Annotated in this window: 10 protein-coding genes; 5 read left to right on the top strand and 5 right to left on the bottom strand. The window is 67.9% G+C overall.

The genetic code is table 11. The annotated features are described in order from the left end of the window. Positions 1-79 precede the first annotated feature (79 nt). Together DIE06_RS29235 and DIE06_RS29230 are read right to left on the bottom strand one after the other, a co-directional pair. Positions 80-1,330: a hypothetical protein gene (locus DIE06_RS29235; protein ID WP_124664389.1), complete on the bottom strand. Its 1,251-nt coding sequence runs from the start codon at positions 1,328-1,330 to the stop codon at positions 80-82. Positions 1,331-1,629: 299 nt separating this feature from the next. Further along, complete coding sequence (locus tag DIE06_RS29230) at positions 1,630-3,048, bottom strand: MFS transporter (RefSeq protein WP_124664388.1); 1,419 nt, start codon at positions 3,046-3,048, stop codon at positions 1,630-1,632. 416 nt (positions 3,049-3,464) lie between these two features. On the opposite strand from DIE06_RS29230, the gene DIE06_RS29220 reads away from it, so the two are divergent. Beyond that, positions 3,465-5,927 carry a DUF3772 domain-containing protein gene (locus tag DIE06_RS29220; protein ID WP_124664386.1) on the top strand — a complete coding sequence of 821 codons (2,463 nt, stop codon included), beginning with the start codon at positions 3,465-3,467 and terminating at the stop codon, positions 5,925-5,927. A gap of 151 nt (positions 5,928-6,078) precedes the next feature. Here DIE06_RS29220 and DIE06_RS29215 read toward each other — a convergent pair whose 3' ends face one another. Next, positions 6,079-7,590, bottom strand: a complete 1,512-nt coding sequence (locus DIE06_RS29215; protein ID WP_124614681.1) for an aldehyde dehydrogenase family protein — start codon at positions 7,588-7,590, stop codon at positions 6,079-6,081. A gap of 642 nt (positions 7,591-8,232) precedes the next feature. On the opposite strand from DIE06_RS29215, the gene DIE06_RS29210 reads away from it, so the two are divergent. The 3 genes from DIE06_RS29210 to DIE06_RS29200 all read left to right on the top strand — a co-directional run bounded on the left by DIE06_RS29210 (position 8,233) and on the right by DIE06_RS29200 (position 12,010). Next, positions 8,233-9,813 (top strand): amino acid permease, encoded by a 1,581-nt coding sequence (locus DIE06_RS29210; RefSeq protein WP_124664385.1) that lies wholly within the window; start codon positions 8,233-8,235, stop codon positions 9,811-9,813. A gap of 135 nt (positions 9,814-9,948) precedes the next feature. Next, on the top strand, positions 9,949-11,217 hold the full coding sequence (locus tag DIE06_RS29205) for an FAD-binding oxidoreductase (RefSeq protein WP_124664384.1): 1,269 nt from the start codon (positions 9,949-9,951) through the stop codon (positions 11,215-11,217). 118 nt (positions 11,218-11,335) lie between these two features. Further along, positions 11,336-12,010, top strand: coding sequence for a TetR family transcriptional regulator (locus DIE06_RS29200; protein WP_044848780.1), 675 nt, complete (start codon positions 11,336-11,338; stop codon positions 12,008-12,010). A gap of 13 nt (positions 12,011-12,023) precedes the next feature. Here DIE06_RS29200 and DIE06_RS29195 read toward each other — a convergent pair whose 3' ends face one another. After that, positions 12,024-13,829, bottom strand: coding sequence for a phospholipase D-like domain-containing protein (locus tag DIE06_RS29195; RefSeq protein WP_124664383.1), 1,806 nt, complete (start codon positions 13,827-13,829; stop codon positions 12,024-12,026). Positions 13,830-13,933: 104 nt separating this feature from the next. Continuing rightward, positions 13,934-14,692: a DeoR/GlpR family DNA-binding transcription regulator gene (locus DIE06_RS29190; RefSeq protein ID WP_124664382.1), complete on the bottom strand. Its 759-nt coding sequence runs from the start codon at positions 14,690-14,692 to the stop codon at positions 13,934-13,936. Positions 14,693-14,897: 205 nt separating this feature from the next. Here DIE06_RS29190 and DIE06_RS29180 point away from each other — a divergent pair, with 205 nt between their 5' ends. After that, complete coding sequence (locus DIE06_RS29180) at positions 14,898-15,083, top strand: hypothetical protein (protein ID WP_124664381.1); 186 nt, start codon at positions 14,898-14,900, stop codon at positions 15,081-15,083. Positions 15,084-15,242 lie beyond the last annotated feature (159 nt).

Here is a 15,242-nt window from a genome sequence, read left to right as displayed (position 1 = left end):
CCATCGGGACGAAGCGATCCCGGCACGCATCAATGGAACGGCTTCGTTCTCGTCCGCGTATTTCTCGGACCGGCCGCCGTCAGTCCGCCGTATCGCCGCCCTTCGGCAGCTTCGACCATGCGTGGCGTCCCGGCGCCGGCGACCAGGCCGGACGTGCCTTGCGCGCGCTGTCGATCACGACCAGGTAGCGGCCGGCGATCGGCGTGATGTCGCGGTCATGGCGCAGCACCCACAACGACTTGCCGGCCTCGACGCGCGCCTGGTAGTCGTCGTCGAGAATGCCGTGCTGGTCCAGGAACGTGTTCAGCGAAGCCGGGATGCGCACGCAGCCTTTCGAGTGCCGGATGCCGAGCAGCGGCTCGAGGCGATCGGGGTCGGTCGCGTGCATCTGGAAGCGCATCGGCGACTTGCCGCCCTTGCCCCAGCCGCGCTCGCCGTCCACCCAGCCGAAATCGTAGATGCGCATGTCGCGCTTGCCGTAGCCGCGAATGCCGTTGTCGTTCGTCGTGCCTTCCGCGCGGAAATCCATGTTGTCGGGCGAATGGTGGAACACGCCGAGCGGCGTCAGGAAGTGATCGTATTTGCCGGGCCAGCCGGTGCCGACCGGCGACGCGCCGATCAGCAGCCACGCATTGCTCGGCGTCGCGCGAAAGTAGATGAACAGCGCCTGCACGTTCGGCGCGCGGTCGACCATCGCGACGTATTCGCCGGCCAGGTCGCCGAGATTCTCATCGGCGAGCGCCTTCTGCAGGCGGTCGCCATACGCGCGCTGCTCGCTCGCGGGCACGTTCAGGCGTCGCGTGACTTCCTGCGTGAAGCGCTTGCGCATGTCGATCGCACGCGCGGTTGCGTTCCTCGCCTCATTGGCCGACAGCGGCGGATGCTGGCGCGGGGGCGTCGGTGCGGGGGCCTCGGCTTCGCTCGCCGGCGTGCCGGACGCCGCCGATGCAGGTGACGCCTCGGATGCCGGCGATGCCCCGCTGGCGGATGACGCATGGTTCACGGCGGATGCCGCGGATGCCGGCGCGACTCCCGACGACACGTGTGCCGGCGAAGCCGGATGCGCGGCCGAAGCCGTTGATGAGGATGACGTAGCAGTAGCCGGCGGCACGTCGGACGCGGCAAAGGCTGGCCGCGCGACAAGCACGAAGATCGGGAGAGCGGCCGCGAGCCACACATGCGTGGCGACTGCGAAGGTACGGCAACGCGGGTTGGGCAACTGCCGCGTCAGGTCGGAAAGCATCATGCGATCGAAGCCATCGGCCGATCCGGCCGCCGCACGTCGCGAACGGCGCATCTTCCGCACGAGCCATCGACACGCCGGGGGCATCGCTTGCGCCCGGCGCCGACGCCTCTTCGCGGTGGATCCGTTCGCAAGTACGACGCGTTCGGTCCGATGGCGGCTAATGAGTCGTCAGGTCTTTTATTCTACCCGGGCGGACAACGATCGGCAGGGCCGCGCCTCCGGTTCAGCAGCGCTTTTGCGCTTCGTCACGCTTTGTTTCAACTCGTTGCCGCCATCTTTGCCGCCGCATGGCAAGTTGGTTCGTTGGGCGTTTTCGCCAACCTGAAACCGCCGGAATGCACCCGCGTGCCGCACGCGACACACGACACGCGAACGCGCAACGTCTACTTCGAGATGGCTTCGAGCGCGATGCCTTTGGTGCGCGGCCCCATGAACCCGATCGCGGCCATCACGATCACCATCGCGCCGGCGATGAACGCGAACACGCCGAACGTGCCGAAGCCTTTCAGCACGGCCGCGATCACGAACGACGAGAAAATCGCCGAGAAGCGGCTCCACGAGTAGACGAAGCCCACCGCGCGCGCGCGGATCGACGTCGGGAACAGCTCGGCCTGATACGCGTGGAAGCTGTACGACATGATGTTGCTCGCGAGCGTGAGGCCGATGCCGAGCACGATCAGGAACGCGCCCACCGTCGTCTGGCTGAACAGCAGCCCACAGACGACGATCGCCGCCGCCATCGCGACGATCACCGACTTGCGCTCGAAGCGGTCGGCGATCACGAGGCCGATCAGCGGGCCGAGCGGCGCCGCGAGCGCGATCACGCTCGAATACATGAGGCTCGACGTGATCGTGATGCCCTGCTTGATCAGCAACGTCGGCACCCAGTTCGCGAAACCGTAGAAACCGACCGTCTGGAACACGTTGAAGATCGTCATCATGATCGTGCGGCTGCGATACGGCGGCACCCACATGTCGCGGAAGCTGCCGCGCGGCGGCACCGGCTCGGCCGGCGCGGGCGGCGGCAGCGGCCGGCCGTATTCGGCTTCGACCTTCGCCTCGAGCGCGCGCATGATGCGGTCGGCTTCGTCGACGCGGCCCTGCTGCGCAAGCCAGCGCGGGCTTTCCGGCAACGCGCGGCGAATCCACCACACGAACAGCGCGCCGTGCGCGCCGATCAGCACGACCCAACGCCAGCCATCGAGGCCGAACGGCGCGTGCGGCACCAGCAGGTACGCGAGGAACGCGACCACCGGCACCGCGACGAACCCGACCGCCTGCTCGCACGCGAACGCACGGCCGCGAATCTGCTTCGGCACGAGTTCGGAGATATACGTGCCGATCGTCACCATCTCGACGCCGAGGCCGAGACCGACGACGAAGCGCCAGAAGTTCAATCCGCCTGCCGTGTCCTGGAACGCCATCACGACGTTGGCGGCCGTGTACCACAGCAGCGACCACGTGAAGATCGCGCGGCGGCCGAAGCGGTCCGCGAGGAAGCCGCATGCGATCGTGCCGATGAAGAGGCCGGAGAACAGCGCGGCGATGAAGCTCGCGACGCCCGTGGTGCCGAACAGGCCGTGCGTCGTCGCGGACAGGATCCCGCTTTTCACGAGGCCCGGCGCGACGTAGCCGCTGTACAGCAGATCGTAGAGTTCGAAGAAGAAGCCGAGGCTCAGCAGCACGACGAGCTTCCAGACGCTGCGGGTCGGCGGCAGGCGGTCGAGGCGGGCTGAAATCGAGCCGGCGTCGATGGAAGAGGACGAAGCGGCTGCCTGTGGAAAGCTGTCCGTTGAGACCATCTTGGTCGTGTCTCCTGATCGTGTCGTGTGTTGTTGTCCGGCGGCCGGCGGGCCGCCGTCGGGCGTTTCGCTGCATTGTACCGGCACGCCGCGCGGGCCGCGTCGCGTGGCGAACCGGTTCGGACACCCCATTTTCACGCCGGGTAATGTGTAACTTGCGTAACCGTCTGTCGGATCTGTAAGGTTCGCCGGCATCGCGAGATACCGCCGTCCGACTGCGGTCGGAACCGGCACGGCCCCGTCGGCAAGGGCACACAGGCCATCGCGAGCCCGCGCGGGCGACTCTGTGCGCGACGGGTCGGGTACGCAATCGACGTCACTGCGGTCGCCATGCCCCGGTAACATGCTACCGGGCCAACTCCCGGCTTCCGGGCGCCTTTCGGCGCTCGGCATCGTCGGCAAAACGTAAGCATTCCATGTCCATACAACGACTATCCACGTACGTATGCCGAATCGCGCTGTTCGCACTGCTGCAGTTCGCGGCGCTCGCGACCGCTTCGGCGTTTCCGGTTGCCGCATCCGCGCCGACGGCGAGCGGCGTCGGCGTCCCGGTGCCGACCATCTCGCTGAGCGACGCGGTTGCGCGGCTCAAACTGACGCAGGTGCAACAGGACCGCATCAAGCAGCAGACGTCGAACGCGACCAACAGCAAGGAGCTCGACGAACTCGGCGACGCCACCCAGGAATTGAGCGCCGACGTCGAAAAGCTGCAGAGCCAGCTCGCGCCGCAGCGCACGCAAGTCCAGGCGCAGCTCGACGTGCTCGGCCCGCCGCCGGCTCCGGGCGCGTCCGCCGAAACGCCCGCGGTCGCGCAACAGCGGGCGACGCTGAACGCGCGCAAGACGCAAATCGAAGCGGCGCTGAAGCAGGCGGCCGACCAGAAAGCCAATCTCGCGAACCTGAACGACCAGTTCGCGAAGCTGCACCGCAGCCTGCTGAAGAACCAGCTCGCGTTCCGTTCGGGCAGCATCTTCGGCGCACAGTTCTGGCTGCCGCTGTTCCATCTGTCGCCGGACGACGTTCAGCGTCTCGAAGACTTCAACGACGAACTGCGCGACATGCTGCGCTCGTCGTGGACGCCGGGACAGCGCGCAATCACCACGCTGCTGCTGATCGCGGCGCTCGCTGCCTGGCTCGGCGGCCGCCGCGTCGTCGAACGCGGGCTCGCGTGGTTCTGCCTGAATCGCCTGCCGCCCACCCGGCTGCGACGCAGCGCGCTGGCGCTGGCGACGGCGTTCTCGACGCTGCTCGCGACCACGGTCGCCGTCCAGATCCTCTATCTCGCACTCGCCCGCCACTACGAGCTCACGCCGTCGATGAGCGACTTGTGGGACCAGTTCGCGAAGCTCGCCGTGACCTGCGCGCTGATCGCCGGCCTCGGCCGTGCGCTGCTCTGCACGAAGCATCCGTCGTGGCGGCTGCCGGCGCTCGCCGATCCCGTCGCGCTCGCGATGAGGCCGTTCCCCGGCGTGCTGGCCGCGCTGCTGCTGATGTCCGGCACGCTCGAATCGATCAACCGGATCGTCGATACCAGCCTGTCGGTCACGCTGTTCGGCCGCGGCATCGTCTCGCTGGTCGTCACGCTGACCGTCGGTGCATCGCTGCTGCGCGCGAACCGCGAGCGCGCCGCGCTCGCGGCCGCCGGCGAATCGCCCGAGCAACGCTCGACGCTCGCGGGTCTGATCCACGCCGGCGTCACGCTGGCGATCGTCGTGTCGCTGGTCGCGCTGCTGATCGGCTACATCACGGTCGCGCGCTTCATCACGTACGAGCTCGTGTGGTTCGAGATCGTGCTGTGCGGCGTCTACATCCTGACCCAGCTGACGCGCGACGCGAGCGAAAGCCTGTTCTCCGCGAACCTGTCGACCGGCAAGCAGATCAAGCATCTGTTCGCGCTCGACGACCGGCATCTCGAGCAGGCCCACACCGTCGTGTCCGGCCTCGGCACGAGCCTGCTGATGCTGGTCGCGGCGATCGCGCTGCTGACGGGCGGTTTCGGCACGACGCCGAGCGACCTGCTCGACAGCGCGGTCGCGATGATCGGCGGCCAGCGGCTGCAGAGCCTGAACATCATGCCCGACCGGATCATGAACGCGGGCATCGGGTTCGCTATCGGCTTCTACCTGCTGCGCTCGGTGCGCCGCTGGCTCGACAGCGAGTTCATGCCGGCGCTCGGCATGGATACGGGGATGCGCGTGTCGCTGATCACGCTGTTCACCAACGTCGGCTACGTGCTGCTCGTGCTGATGACGCTGGGGCTGCTCGGCGTCAGATGGAGCAACCTTGCGTGGATCGTCAGTGCGCTGTCGGTCGGTATCGGTTTCGGCCTGCAGGAGATCGTGAAGAACTTCGTGTCGGGGCTGATCCTGCTGACCGAACGGCCGGTGAAGGTGGGCGACATGGTCAGCATCGCGGGTGTCGAAGGCGACATCCGCCGCATCAACGTGCGCGCGACCGAGATCCAGCTCAGCGACCGCTCGACCGTGATCGTGCCGAACTCGCAGCTGATCTCGCAGAACGTGCGCAACGTGACGATGGGCAACAGCACGCAGGGCGTCGCGACGCTGATGCTGACGTTCCCGCTGAACACCGACCCCGAGCAGGTGCGCGACCTGCTGCTCGATGCGTATTGCGAGCACCCGGCGATACTCGACAAGCCGGCGCCGTCGGTCACGTTCAGCCAGCTGGCGCCGGACGGGATCACGCTGAGCGTCACGGGCTACGTGGCGAGCCCGCGGATCGCGAGCGCGACGAAGAGCGACCTGCTGTTCGAGATCCTGAAGCAGTTGCGTGCGGCAAAGATCACGCTGTCGACACCGCAGATGCTGGTCGTGCAGAACATGCCGGCGAGCGACGGTTCGGTGCGACATGAACCGTAAGTGAGTCATCGGGCGGGCGGTTCGCTCCGATCGAGCATCGCGGCGCCCGCATCGCCGGAAGCGACAAGGGCCGGTTACCGCTTTCGCGGCAACCGGCCCTTTTCATTCGATCGTCAAGGCGCCCTCCCGGGCGCCCCGCATCAACCCCGCATCACACGTCGAACTTCACGCCCTGCGCCAGCGGCAGCTGACGGCTGTAGTTGATCGTGTTCGTCGCGCGGCGCATATACGCCTTCCACGCATCCGAACCCGACTCACGGCCACCGCCCGTTTCCTTCTCGCCGCCGAACGCACCGCCGATTTCCGCGCCGCTCGTGCCGATGTTCACGTTGACGATCCCGCAATCGCTGCCCGCCGCCGACATGAACTGCTCGGCCTCGCGCATGTCGTTCGTGAAGATCGCCGACGACAGGCCCTGCGGCACCGCGTTGTGCACGTCGATCGCGTCTTCGAAGTTGTCGTACACCATCACGTAGAGAATCGGCGCGAACGTCTCGCGCTCGACCACCGCCGATTGCTTCGGCATCCGCACGATCGCCGGACGCACGTAGTACGCATCCGCGTGGCCGACGTCGATGCGCTCGCCGCCCTTCACTTCGCCGCCCTGCTCGCGCGCATCGGCCAGCGCCTTCTGCATCGCGTCGAACGATGCACGGTCGACCAGCGGACCGACGAGCGTGCCTTCCTCGAGCGGGCTGCCGACCTTCACCGACGCATAGGCCTTCTCGATGCGCGGCAGCAGCTGGTCGACGAGGCTGCGGTGCACGATCAGGCGACGCAGCGTCGTGCAGCGCTGGCCGGCCGTGCCGACCGCCGCGAACGTGACGGCGCGCACCACGAGGTCGAGGTCGGCGCTCGGCGCGACGATCATCCCGTTGTTGCCGCCGAGCTCGAGGATGCCGCGTGCGAGACGCTGGCTCAGCACCTTCGCGACTTCCTGGCCCATCCGCACACTGCCCGTCGCGCTGACGACCGGCACCTTCTTCGACGACGTCAGCACCTCGCCGACATCGCGCATGCCGAGCACCAGCTGGCTCAGGCCCTTCGGCGCGACGCCCGGATGGGTCTTCTCGAATTCGCGGATCGCCTTCTCGAGCAGCACGTGGCACGCAATCGCGGTGAGCGGCGTCTTCTCCGACGGCTTCCACACGACCGAATCGCCGCACACGAACGCGAGCGCCGCATTCCAGGCCCACACCGCGACCGGGAAGTTGAACGCCGAGATCACGCCGCACACGCCGATCGGGTGCCACGTCTCCATCATCCGGTGGCCCGGGCGCTCGGACGCGATCGTCAGGCCGTAAAGCTGGCGCGACAGGCCGACCGCGAAATCGCAGATGTCGATCATTTCCTGCACTTCGCCGAGCCCTTCCGACGTGATCTTGCCGGCCTCGAGCGTGACGAGGCGGCCGAGTTCGGCCTTGTGCTCGCGCAGCACGTTGCCGAACACGCGCACGAGTTCGCCGCGCACCGGCGCCGGAACCGTGCGCCACTTGAGGAATGCGTCGTGCGCGGCGTCGATCTTGCGCTCGGCGTCGGCAGGCGAGTCGACCGCCAGCGTCGCGAGCGTCGCGCCGTCGAGCGGCGAACGCGCGGTCAGCGCATTGCCTTTCCACTGGGCGAGATCGATGTCGAGCGCAGCAAGAATGTCGTTGAATTGCATCACTTCCTCTTCAGGGACAGATTGATCGGTGCGGCGGCGACGCCGCCCGCGTGATTCGATTGGAGCGCGTTCGCGCGCCCTGTGCAAGCGGATGCGCAGCTCGGCAGGCCCGGTGCGCCGCACGGCGCATCGCGCGGCGCCGCCGCCGGAAATCCGGCCGGACGGCGCGCCCCCGCCTCGCGAGGCACGATCCATGAGACACATTGTCGGCGGCCACAAGTCGGGCCGCTATTGATATTAACTCACGACTTCATTCCCAAAACGCAACACCCCGGCCGGACGAATCCGCCCGTTTCGGCACGGGTATGGGACGCGTCCAAGGCCGGTGTCCGGGCCGCCGCGCCGGTTGCGACGCGTCGCAACTTGATGACAAAGTTGCATCACCCAGTGCGGAAATATCGTTTGCGGCGCGTGCGGCGGGCACACACAATCGGAGCGGCGTCGAGGTGCACCGCACCCGGCGCGCCGACGGCCGCCCAACGGCGGCCGGACGACAGACGAAGGCGACCCGCGTCGCGGCCCGGTGAACCCGGTCGATCCGGACCGGGCCCGCGCAGCAGCGCCGCTGCCCGGCCGGCGGCCGGCAACGCGTCGCACTTCGTAGCCAAAAAACAATCCCGGAGACAGCGCCCAGCACCCGCCATGCATTCAGATGCCCGCCCCGACTCACCCCGTCCGTCCGGCTCGCCACCCGCGAAGCCGTCCCTCCACCGCAGCCTGCAGGCGCGCCATCTGCGGATGATCGCGATCGGCGGCTCGATCGGCACGGGCCTGTTCGTCGCGTCCGGCGCGTCGATCTCGCAGGCCGGCCCCGGCGGCGCGATGGTCGCGTACATGCTGATCGGCCTGATGGTCTACTTCCTGATGACGAGCCTCGGCGAGATGGCCGCGTTCATGCCGGTGTCGGGCTCGTTCGCGACCTACGGCTCCAAGTTCGTCGACGAAGGCTTCGGCTTCGCACTCGGCTGGAACTACTGGTACAGCTGGGCCGTGACGCTCGCGGTGGAGCTCGTCGCCGCGCAGCTCGTGATGAACTACTGGTTTCCGCACGTGCCGGGCGTCTGGTGGAGCGCGATCTTCCTCACGCTGATCTTCGCGCTCAACGCGTTGTCGGTGCGCGGGTTCGGCGAGGCCGAATACTGGTTCGCGCTGATCAAGGTGCTGACGGTGCTCGCATTCGTGGGCATCGGCCTGCTGATGATCTTCGGGATCATGCAGGGCGGCCCGAGCGCGGGCTGGGGCAACTTCACGATCGGCGACGCGCCGTTCGCGGGCGGCTGGGCCACGATGCTCGGCGTCGCGATGATTGCAGGCTTCTCGTTCCAGGGCACCGAAATGATCGGCGTCGCGGCCGGCGAATCGGAGAACCCGCGCACGACGATCCCGCGCGCGGTCAGCCAGATCTTCTGGCGCATCCTGCTGTTCTACGTGTTCGCGATCTTCGTGATCGGCGTGCTGATTCCGTACACCGATCCCAGCCTGCTGAAGAGCGACGTGACCGACATCGGCGTGAGCCCGTTCACGCTCGTGTTCCGCCACGCGGGCCTCGCGTTCGCGGCCGGCGTGATGAACGCGGTGATCCTGACCGCCGTGCTGTCGGCCGGCAACTCGGGCATGTACGCGTCGACGCGGATGCTCTACAACCTCGCGGTCGAAGGCCGCGCGCCGAAGCTGTTCGCGAGGCTGTCGCCCGGCGGCGTGCCGCGCAACGCGCTCTATGCGACGACCGCCGTCGGCGCGCTGTGCTTCCTCACGTCGCTGTATGGCGATAAAACCGTCTACCTGTGGCTGCTGAACACGTCCGGCATGGCCGGCTTCATCACGTGGCTCGGCATCGCGGTCAGCCACTACCGGTTCCGCAAGGGTTTCCTGAAGCAGGGCTATCGGCTCGACCAGCTGCCGTACCGGTCGAAGTGGTTCCCGTTCGGTCCGCTGTTCGCGTTCGCGTTGTGCGCGATCGTCGCGCTCGGCCAGGACTACCAGGCGTTCGTCGCCGACAAGATCGACTGGGCCGGCATCGCCGCGACCTACATCGGCCTGCCGTTCTTCCTCGTGATCTGGCTCGGCTACGCGCTGGTGCGCAAATGCCGCCTCGTGCGCTACGAGGACATGGAGATCGCGCCGTGGATCGAGCGCAACGCGGCGCCCGACGCCAAGGCGGATGCCGATGCCGGCTATCCGGCCTACGTCGGCACCCCGGCCAACCCGACGCCGGGCGCCTGATGTCCGGTCGTGCGGCGGCCGCCGCCCGACCGTGGCGGCCGCTGCACTGAAAACCCCATTCGACGCGGCGCGCGCGTTCAGGCAAGATCGACGCGCGCCGTCCGCTTTTCCGCCGTTACGAGTCACCGAAAACGCATGCAGAACTTCTACGAAGCCACCGTTACCCGCCAGCCCTACCCGCAACTGACCGGCACGATCGACACGCAGGTCTGCATCGTCGGCGGCGGCCTCGCCGGCCTGTGCACGGCGCTCGGCCTCGTCGAGCGCGGCGTGCGGGATGTCGTCGTGCTCGACGGCGAGCGGGTCGGCTTTGGCGCCTCGGGCCGCAACGGCGGCTTCGTGTTCGGCGGCTACAGCCTCGACAACGCGGACCTGCTGCGCGCGCTCGGCCGCGACGAGGGCCGCCGCCTGTACCGGCTCACCGTCGATGCGGTCGACCTGATCCGCGCGCGGATCGCCCGCTACGGGATCGACTGCGACATCGTCGATGAAGGTGTGATGCTCGCGAACTGGTTCGACGATCCGTCGCGGCTCGACGGCGTGCGCACGCTGATGAAGCAGGAATTCAACGTCGACTGGGAGCCCGTCTCGACAGATGCGCTGCGCGCGCGGCTGAAGTCGCCGCGCTATTACGGCGGCCTGTTCGAGCCGAACGCGTTCCACTTCCATCCGCTCAAGTACGTGCTCGGCGTCGCGGCGGCCGCCTCGCGAGGCGGCGCACGCGTGTACGAACGCTCGGCCGCGCTCGGCATCGCGCGCGAAGGCGCCGGCTACGTCGTGCGCACGGTGCAGGGTTCGGTGCGCGCGAAGGACGTCGTGTTCGCGGGCGGCGGCTATGCGCGCGGCGTGTCGCCGCGCATCGAACGCGCGGTGCTGCCGATCGCAACCTACGTGATCGCGACCGAGCCGCTCGGCACGCGCCTGCCGGACGCGATCGACGCGCCGTACGCGATCTACGACACGCGTTTCGCGTTCGACTACTACCGTCCGCTGAAGGACACGCGGATTCTGTGGGGCGGCCGGATCTCCGTGCTCGACCGCGGCCCCGACGCGATCGCGCGGCTGCTGCGACGCGACCTGCTGCGCGTGTATCCGCAGCTCGACGGCGTGAAGGTCGAATACGCATGGGGCGGGTTGATGAGCTACGCGCGGCACAAGATGCCGCAGATCGGGCGCGACGCGGACGGCGTGTGGCACGCGATCGCATTCGGCGGCCACGGGATGGCGCCCACCACCGTCGCCGGCGAAGCGCTCGCCGCCGCGCTAGCCGGTGAGCAGCCCGTGCCGGAAGGGTTCGCCGCGTTCGGGCTCACGCGCACGTTCGGGCTCGCGGGCCTCGCCGCCGCGCAGCTCACGTACACCGCGTACCAGGCCCGCGACGCGCTCGCGTCGTGCCGGCGCTGAACGCCGCCGGCGGCGGCCGAAGCCCCGTGGCCGATTAGAGCGGAAGGTCGGCCGGGCGGGGATTTCCCGCATGCTAGAATGGTTTTTTCATGCCGCCGCCAACCCACAACAAAGTCACATGAAAGCTGGAAGCAAGGCCGCCACGTCCGAAAGCCGCGCGCTTGCGACCGATGCGCGGCGCAAATACGATCCCGAGCAGACCAAGCGCAACATCCTCGACGTCGCCACGCAGGAATTTTCCGCGATGGGCCTCGCCGGGGCGCGCGTCGACGCGATCGCCGAGCGTACGAACACGACCAAGCGGATGCTCTACTACTACTTCGAAAGCAAGGAAGGCCTGTACGAGGCCGTGCTGGAGAAGGTGTACGGCGACATCCGCGCGCTCGAGCAGGAACTGCACGTCGGCGACATGGAGCCGCGCGAAGGCATGCGCCGGCTCGTCGAATTCACGTTCGACTATCACGACAAGCACCGCGACTTCGTCCGCCTCGTGTCGATCGAGAACATCCACGGCGCGAAGTATCTCGAGCAGCTGAAGTCGTTCAAGAACCGCAACGTCAGCATCATCAAGACGCTCGAGGAACTGCTCGAGCGCGGCGCGGCGAGCGGCGCGTTCCGCAAGGACATCGACGCGTTCGACCTGCACCTGCTGATCAGCTCGTTCTGCTTCCACCGCGTGTCGAACCGCTACACGTTCGGCGCCGCGTTCGGCCGCGATCCGTCGGCACCGCGGCTGCGCGCGCGGCATCGCGAAACGATCGCCGACTCCGTGCTGCGCTACGTCGCCGCGTAGGCACCCGGGCGCGTCAGTCCGTCGGCGCGGTCGACGCCAGCGCGATCCGCGCCTTCTCTTCCGGGCTTCCCGCCACGTAATACTTCTTCGCCCAGCGCGCATCCGGCGCGAGCGCGAGCGGCCGATGCGCACCCGCGCCCTGCTGTTTCGTTTCGATCGACAGCGCCCGCGCGCGGTAGTGCTCGTAGAGCCGCAGGAATTCCGCGAGATAGATCGCCGCGATCCGTGAGTCGCGAATCTCGAGCAGGTTCTCGTCGTTGAACTGCTCGGAATTGCGGCTCATGTTCGCCGAGCCCGTATAGACGATCGGGTTCGCGCCTTCCGCATCGATCACGATGAACTTGTGGTGGATCACGACCGGCGGATAGGCCGGTGCCGGCTCGCCCGGAAAGAGGCGCAGTTCCGGCTCGAAACCCTGCGGCACCGTCGCCGGCGAAAAATACGCGGCATCGATCACGTCGCGACGATCGCGCTGGCGATGGTACAGCTCGAGGTTCGCGAGCGTCGCCGCATCGAGCGGCTGGCCGTCGTGCTGCGCGGCATCGGCCTTCGTCGCGCTGCCGACGTTGATGCGGTTCACCAGGCCGAACATCATCAGGCCGCGGTCGCCGGCGGCAAAGCATGCGTCGCGCAGCGCCGCGTCGGTCGGCATGAACAGGCAGAACGACACCGAATGCTTCGCGGCCGCGATCGCGGCGACGATCGTATCGATCTCGGTGCGCTGCCCCGCCGGCTCCGGCGAAAACGCGACGCGCACCTGCGCGCTGCCGATCGTCATCGGCTCGGACCAGCCCGGCGACAACTTCGCCGTCTCCGCGATCGGCGGATTCGCGGCCAGCGCATGCGCACGCGCGTTGTACAGCGCGGCCAGCGCCGGCGAATCGAATGCGTGCAGCACGTTCGCCTGCTCCGTCAGTCCTTCGGTCGTGAAGTTCGCGGAACCGGTCAGCACGCGTGCGGGCGCCGCCGCAGTAGCCGCCGCAGTTGTCCCGCTCGCCGGCGCGTCCGTCACGATGAACTTGTCGTGCAAGATGTGCGTCTTGTCGCGCGGCGCGAGCGTCGCGAGGCCCTGCAGCGCGTCGACGGCCGGCTGGTTCGGCGACGGCAGCGGCGGCTTGCCCTTGCGCCCGGTCGTGTGCGCGTCGTAGACGATCGCGAGCGATGCTTCGCCATGCTGACGGCCGAATGCCTCGAATGCGGGCAGTGCCCACAGCGTGTCCGTCAGGTGATAGACGGCCGACGCCGCACGCGACGCGGGGTCGAGCATCGCCGCGAACACCTGTTCCATGTCGTTCGCCAGCCACGTGCGCAACTTCAGCGCCTGGTCTGCGCCCGGCGCCGCATTCGGCGCGAGACCCAGCGCCGCCACCTGCTTCGCGAACGCCTGCGAGCTGACCACCGCGCGATTGAACCATGTGCCGACACCGTCCACGATGTGCGCGGGCAGCACGACATCGCACACGCCGGCCTCCGCATCGAGCACCTGCAGGTTCTCCGGCGTGCCGACGACCGGATAGACGTCATAGCGGAACGACGCATCGCGATCCTGCGGATCGATGCGCGCGTCCCACCACATGAATTTCTGGATCGGTGCCTGGTCGGTCGGCGCGTCGCCCTGCGTGTCGGCGGCCGGGCCGTCGAACGTCAGCCGGTTCGGCAGCCAGCTGTTCGGCGCCCGCGTCTTGCCGTCGGCCGACCAGAAACCCGGCGTGCGCCGGATCGCGAAGCCGAGGAAGTCGGTGCACGACGCCGCGTCGGGCCAGTCGAAGGCCAGCAGGACCAGGGTCGGGGAAAGATAGCTGCGTACGCTGACGGTCATTCGTTGCTCCTGGCGTTCCGGCCAATAGAGATGAATGAGTCAGTCTTGACTGCAGGTCTTCCAGTGCGATGACCGTTCGATGAACCTTGTATGTCGGCGCCGCGTCAGTCGCACACGAGCAGCTCGATGCCGCGTGCGGTCAGCGCGCGGCGCACGGTCTTGTCCGGCGCGCGCTCGGTGACGAGGTAGCGCGCGGCCGACGTGCCGTTGATCCGCACCGGCGTCACGCGGCCGAACTTCGAATGGTCGGCGACGATGATCGCCGTGCCGGCCGCCGCGATCATCCGGCTGCGCACTTCGGCTGCGAGCCGCGAGTAGTCGGTGCAGTCGCCGTCGGCCGTGATGCCGCCCGCGCCGACGAACGCGAAATCGACGTGGTATTGCGCGAGCTGCTGGATCGTATCGAGCCCGAACGTCGCGTCCTCGTCGTCGGACAGCTCGCCGCCGAGCAGCGTCACGCGATTGCCGTTGCGCCGCGCGAGCACGAACGCGGTGCGCCAGTCGTTCGTGTAGATCGACAGCCGGTGCCGGTCGGTCAGCGCGAGCGCGACCGCGTGCGGCGTGCTGCCCGAGTCGATCAGCACCGACGCATCGTCGGGCACGAATTCGGCCGCGCGTCGCCCGATCGTGCGCTTCGCGTCGGCGTTCGCCGCTTCACGTTCGGACAGGCTCGGCTCGCGGCGGTCTGCCGCCAGCGCGCCGCCGTGCGTCATCACGAGCAGGCCACGCGCCGCGAGCGCGTTCAGGTCGCGCCGCACGGTCTCGCGCGATACGTCGAGCGAGCGCACGAGTTCGGCGACCGACAGCGCGCCCGATCGTCCGAGCTCCGACAGAATGTATTGATGACGTTGTTCCGCCAGCATCGCAATGCGCCCGAGGCGACTGGTAATGGGTAAGCCAGTCATTGTATTACGGCCGTTTGACCGCCATTTGACGGCGGCGCGTCCGGCGGCGGCCGCGTTTCACGAAAGCGAAATTCTGTATTGCCCGATGCGCGCGAATCGGCACGGCATGCGATTGTTACACTCTGCGCTTCGCCGAACGACAGACCATCAAGGGGCTTGCGCCATGTACCGCAAAGGCAATGTGCTCGAAATTCAGTTTTCGCCGGAACGACTCAACGACGGGGCCGGCGATCCGTACTGGATCGACCTGACGCTCGACGAGGCCCGCCGGCTGTACGAACAGCTCGCCGCGCGCTTCGCGACCGACGCGCGCGCGAACCAGCCGCTCGACACGTTCTCGTTGGACTGATCTCCCCTCCTCCGCACGCGCCACGGCGCGCATTCATGCCGCGGCGCCTTCATCCGGCCGGCCGATAACCGAACGGCCGATGCGTTGCCGCGCTTGCGGCGCTTCGCGTCCGTTGCCACCACTCGAAGCCACGCGCCGCGCACGGCCGCACGCACGCGC

The organism is Burkholderia sp. Bp8998, assembly GCF_003854235.1.
GTDB lineage: Bacteria > Pseudomonadota > Gammaproteobacteria > Burkholderiales > Burkholderiaceae > Burkholderia.
Note: the sequence above shows the minus strand (reverse complement) of the source record. Positions and strands in the feature narration are given on the sequence as shown.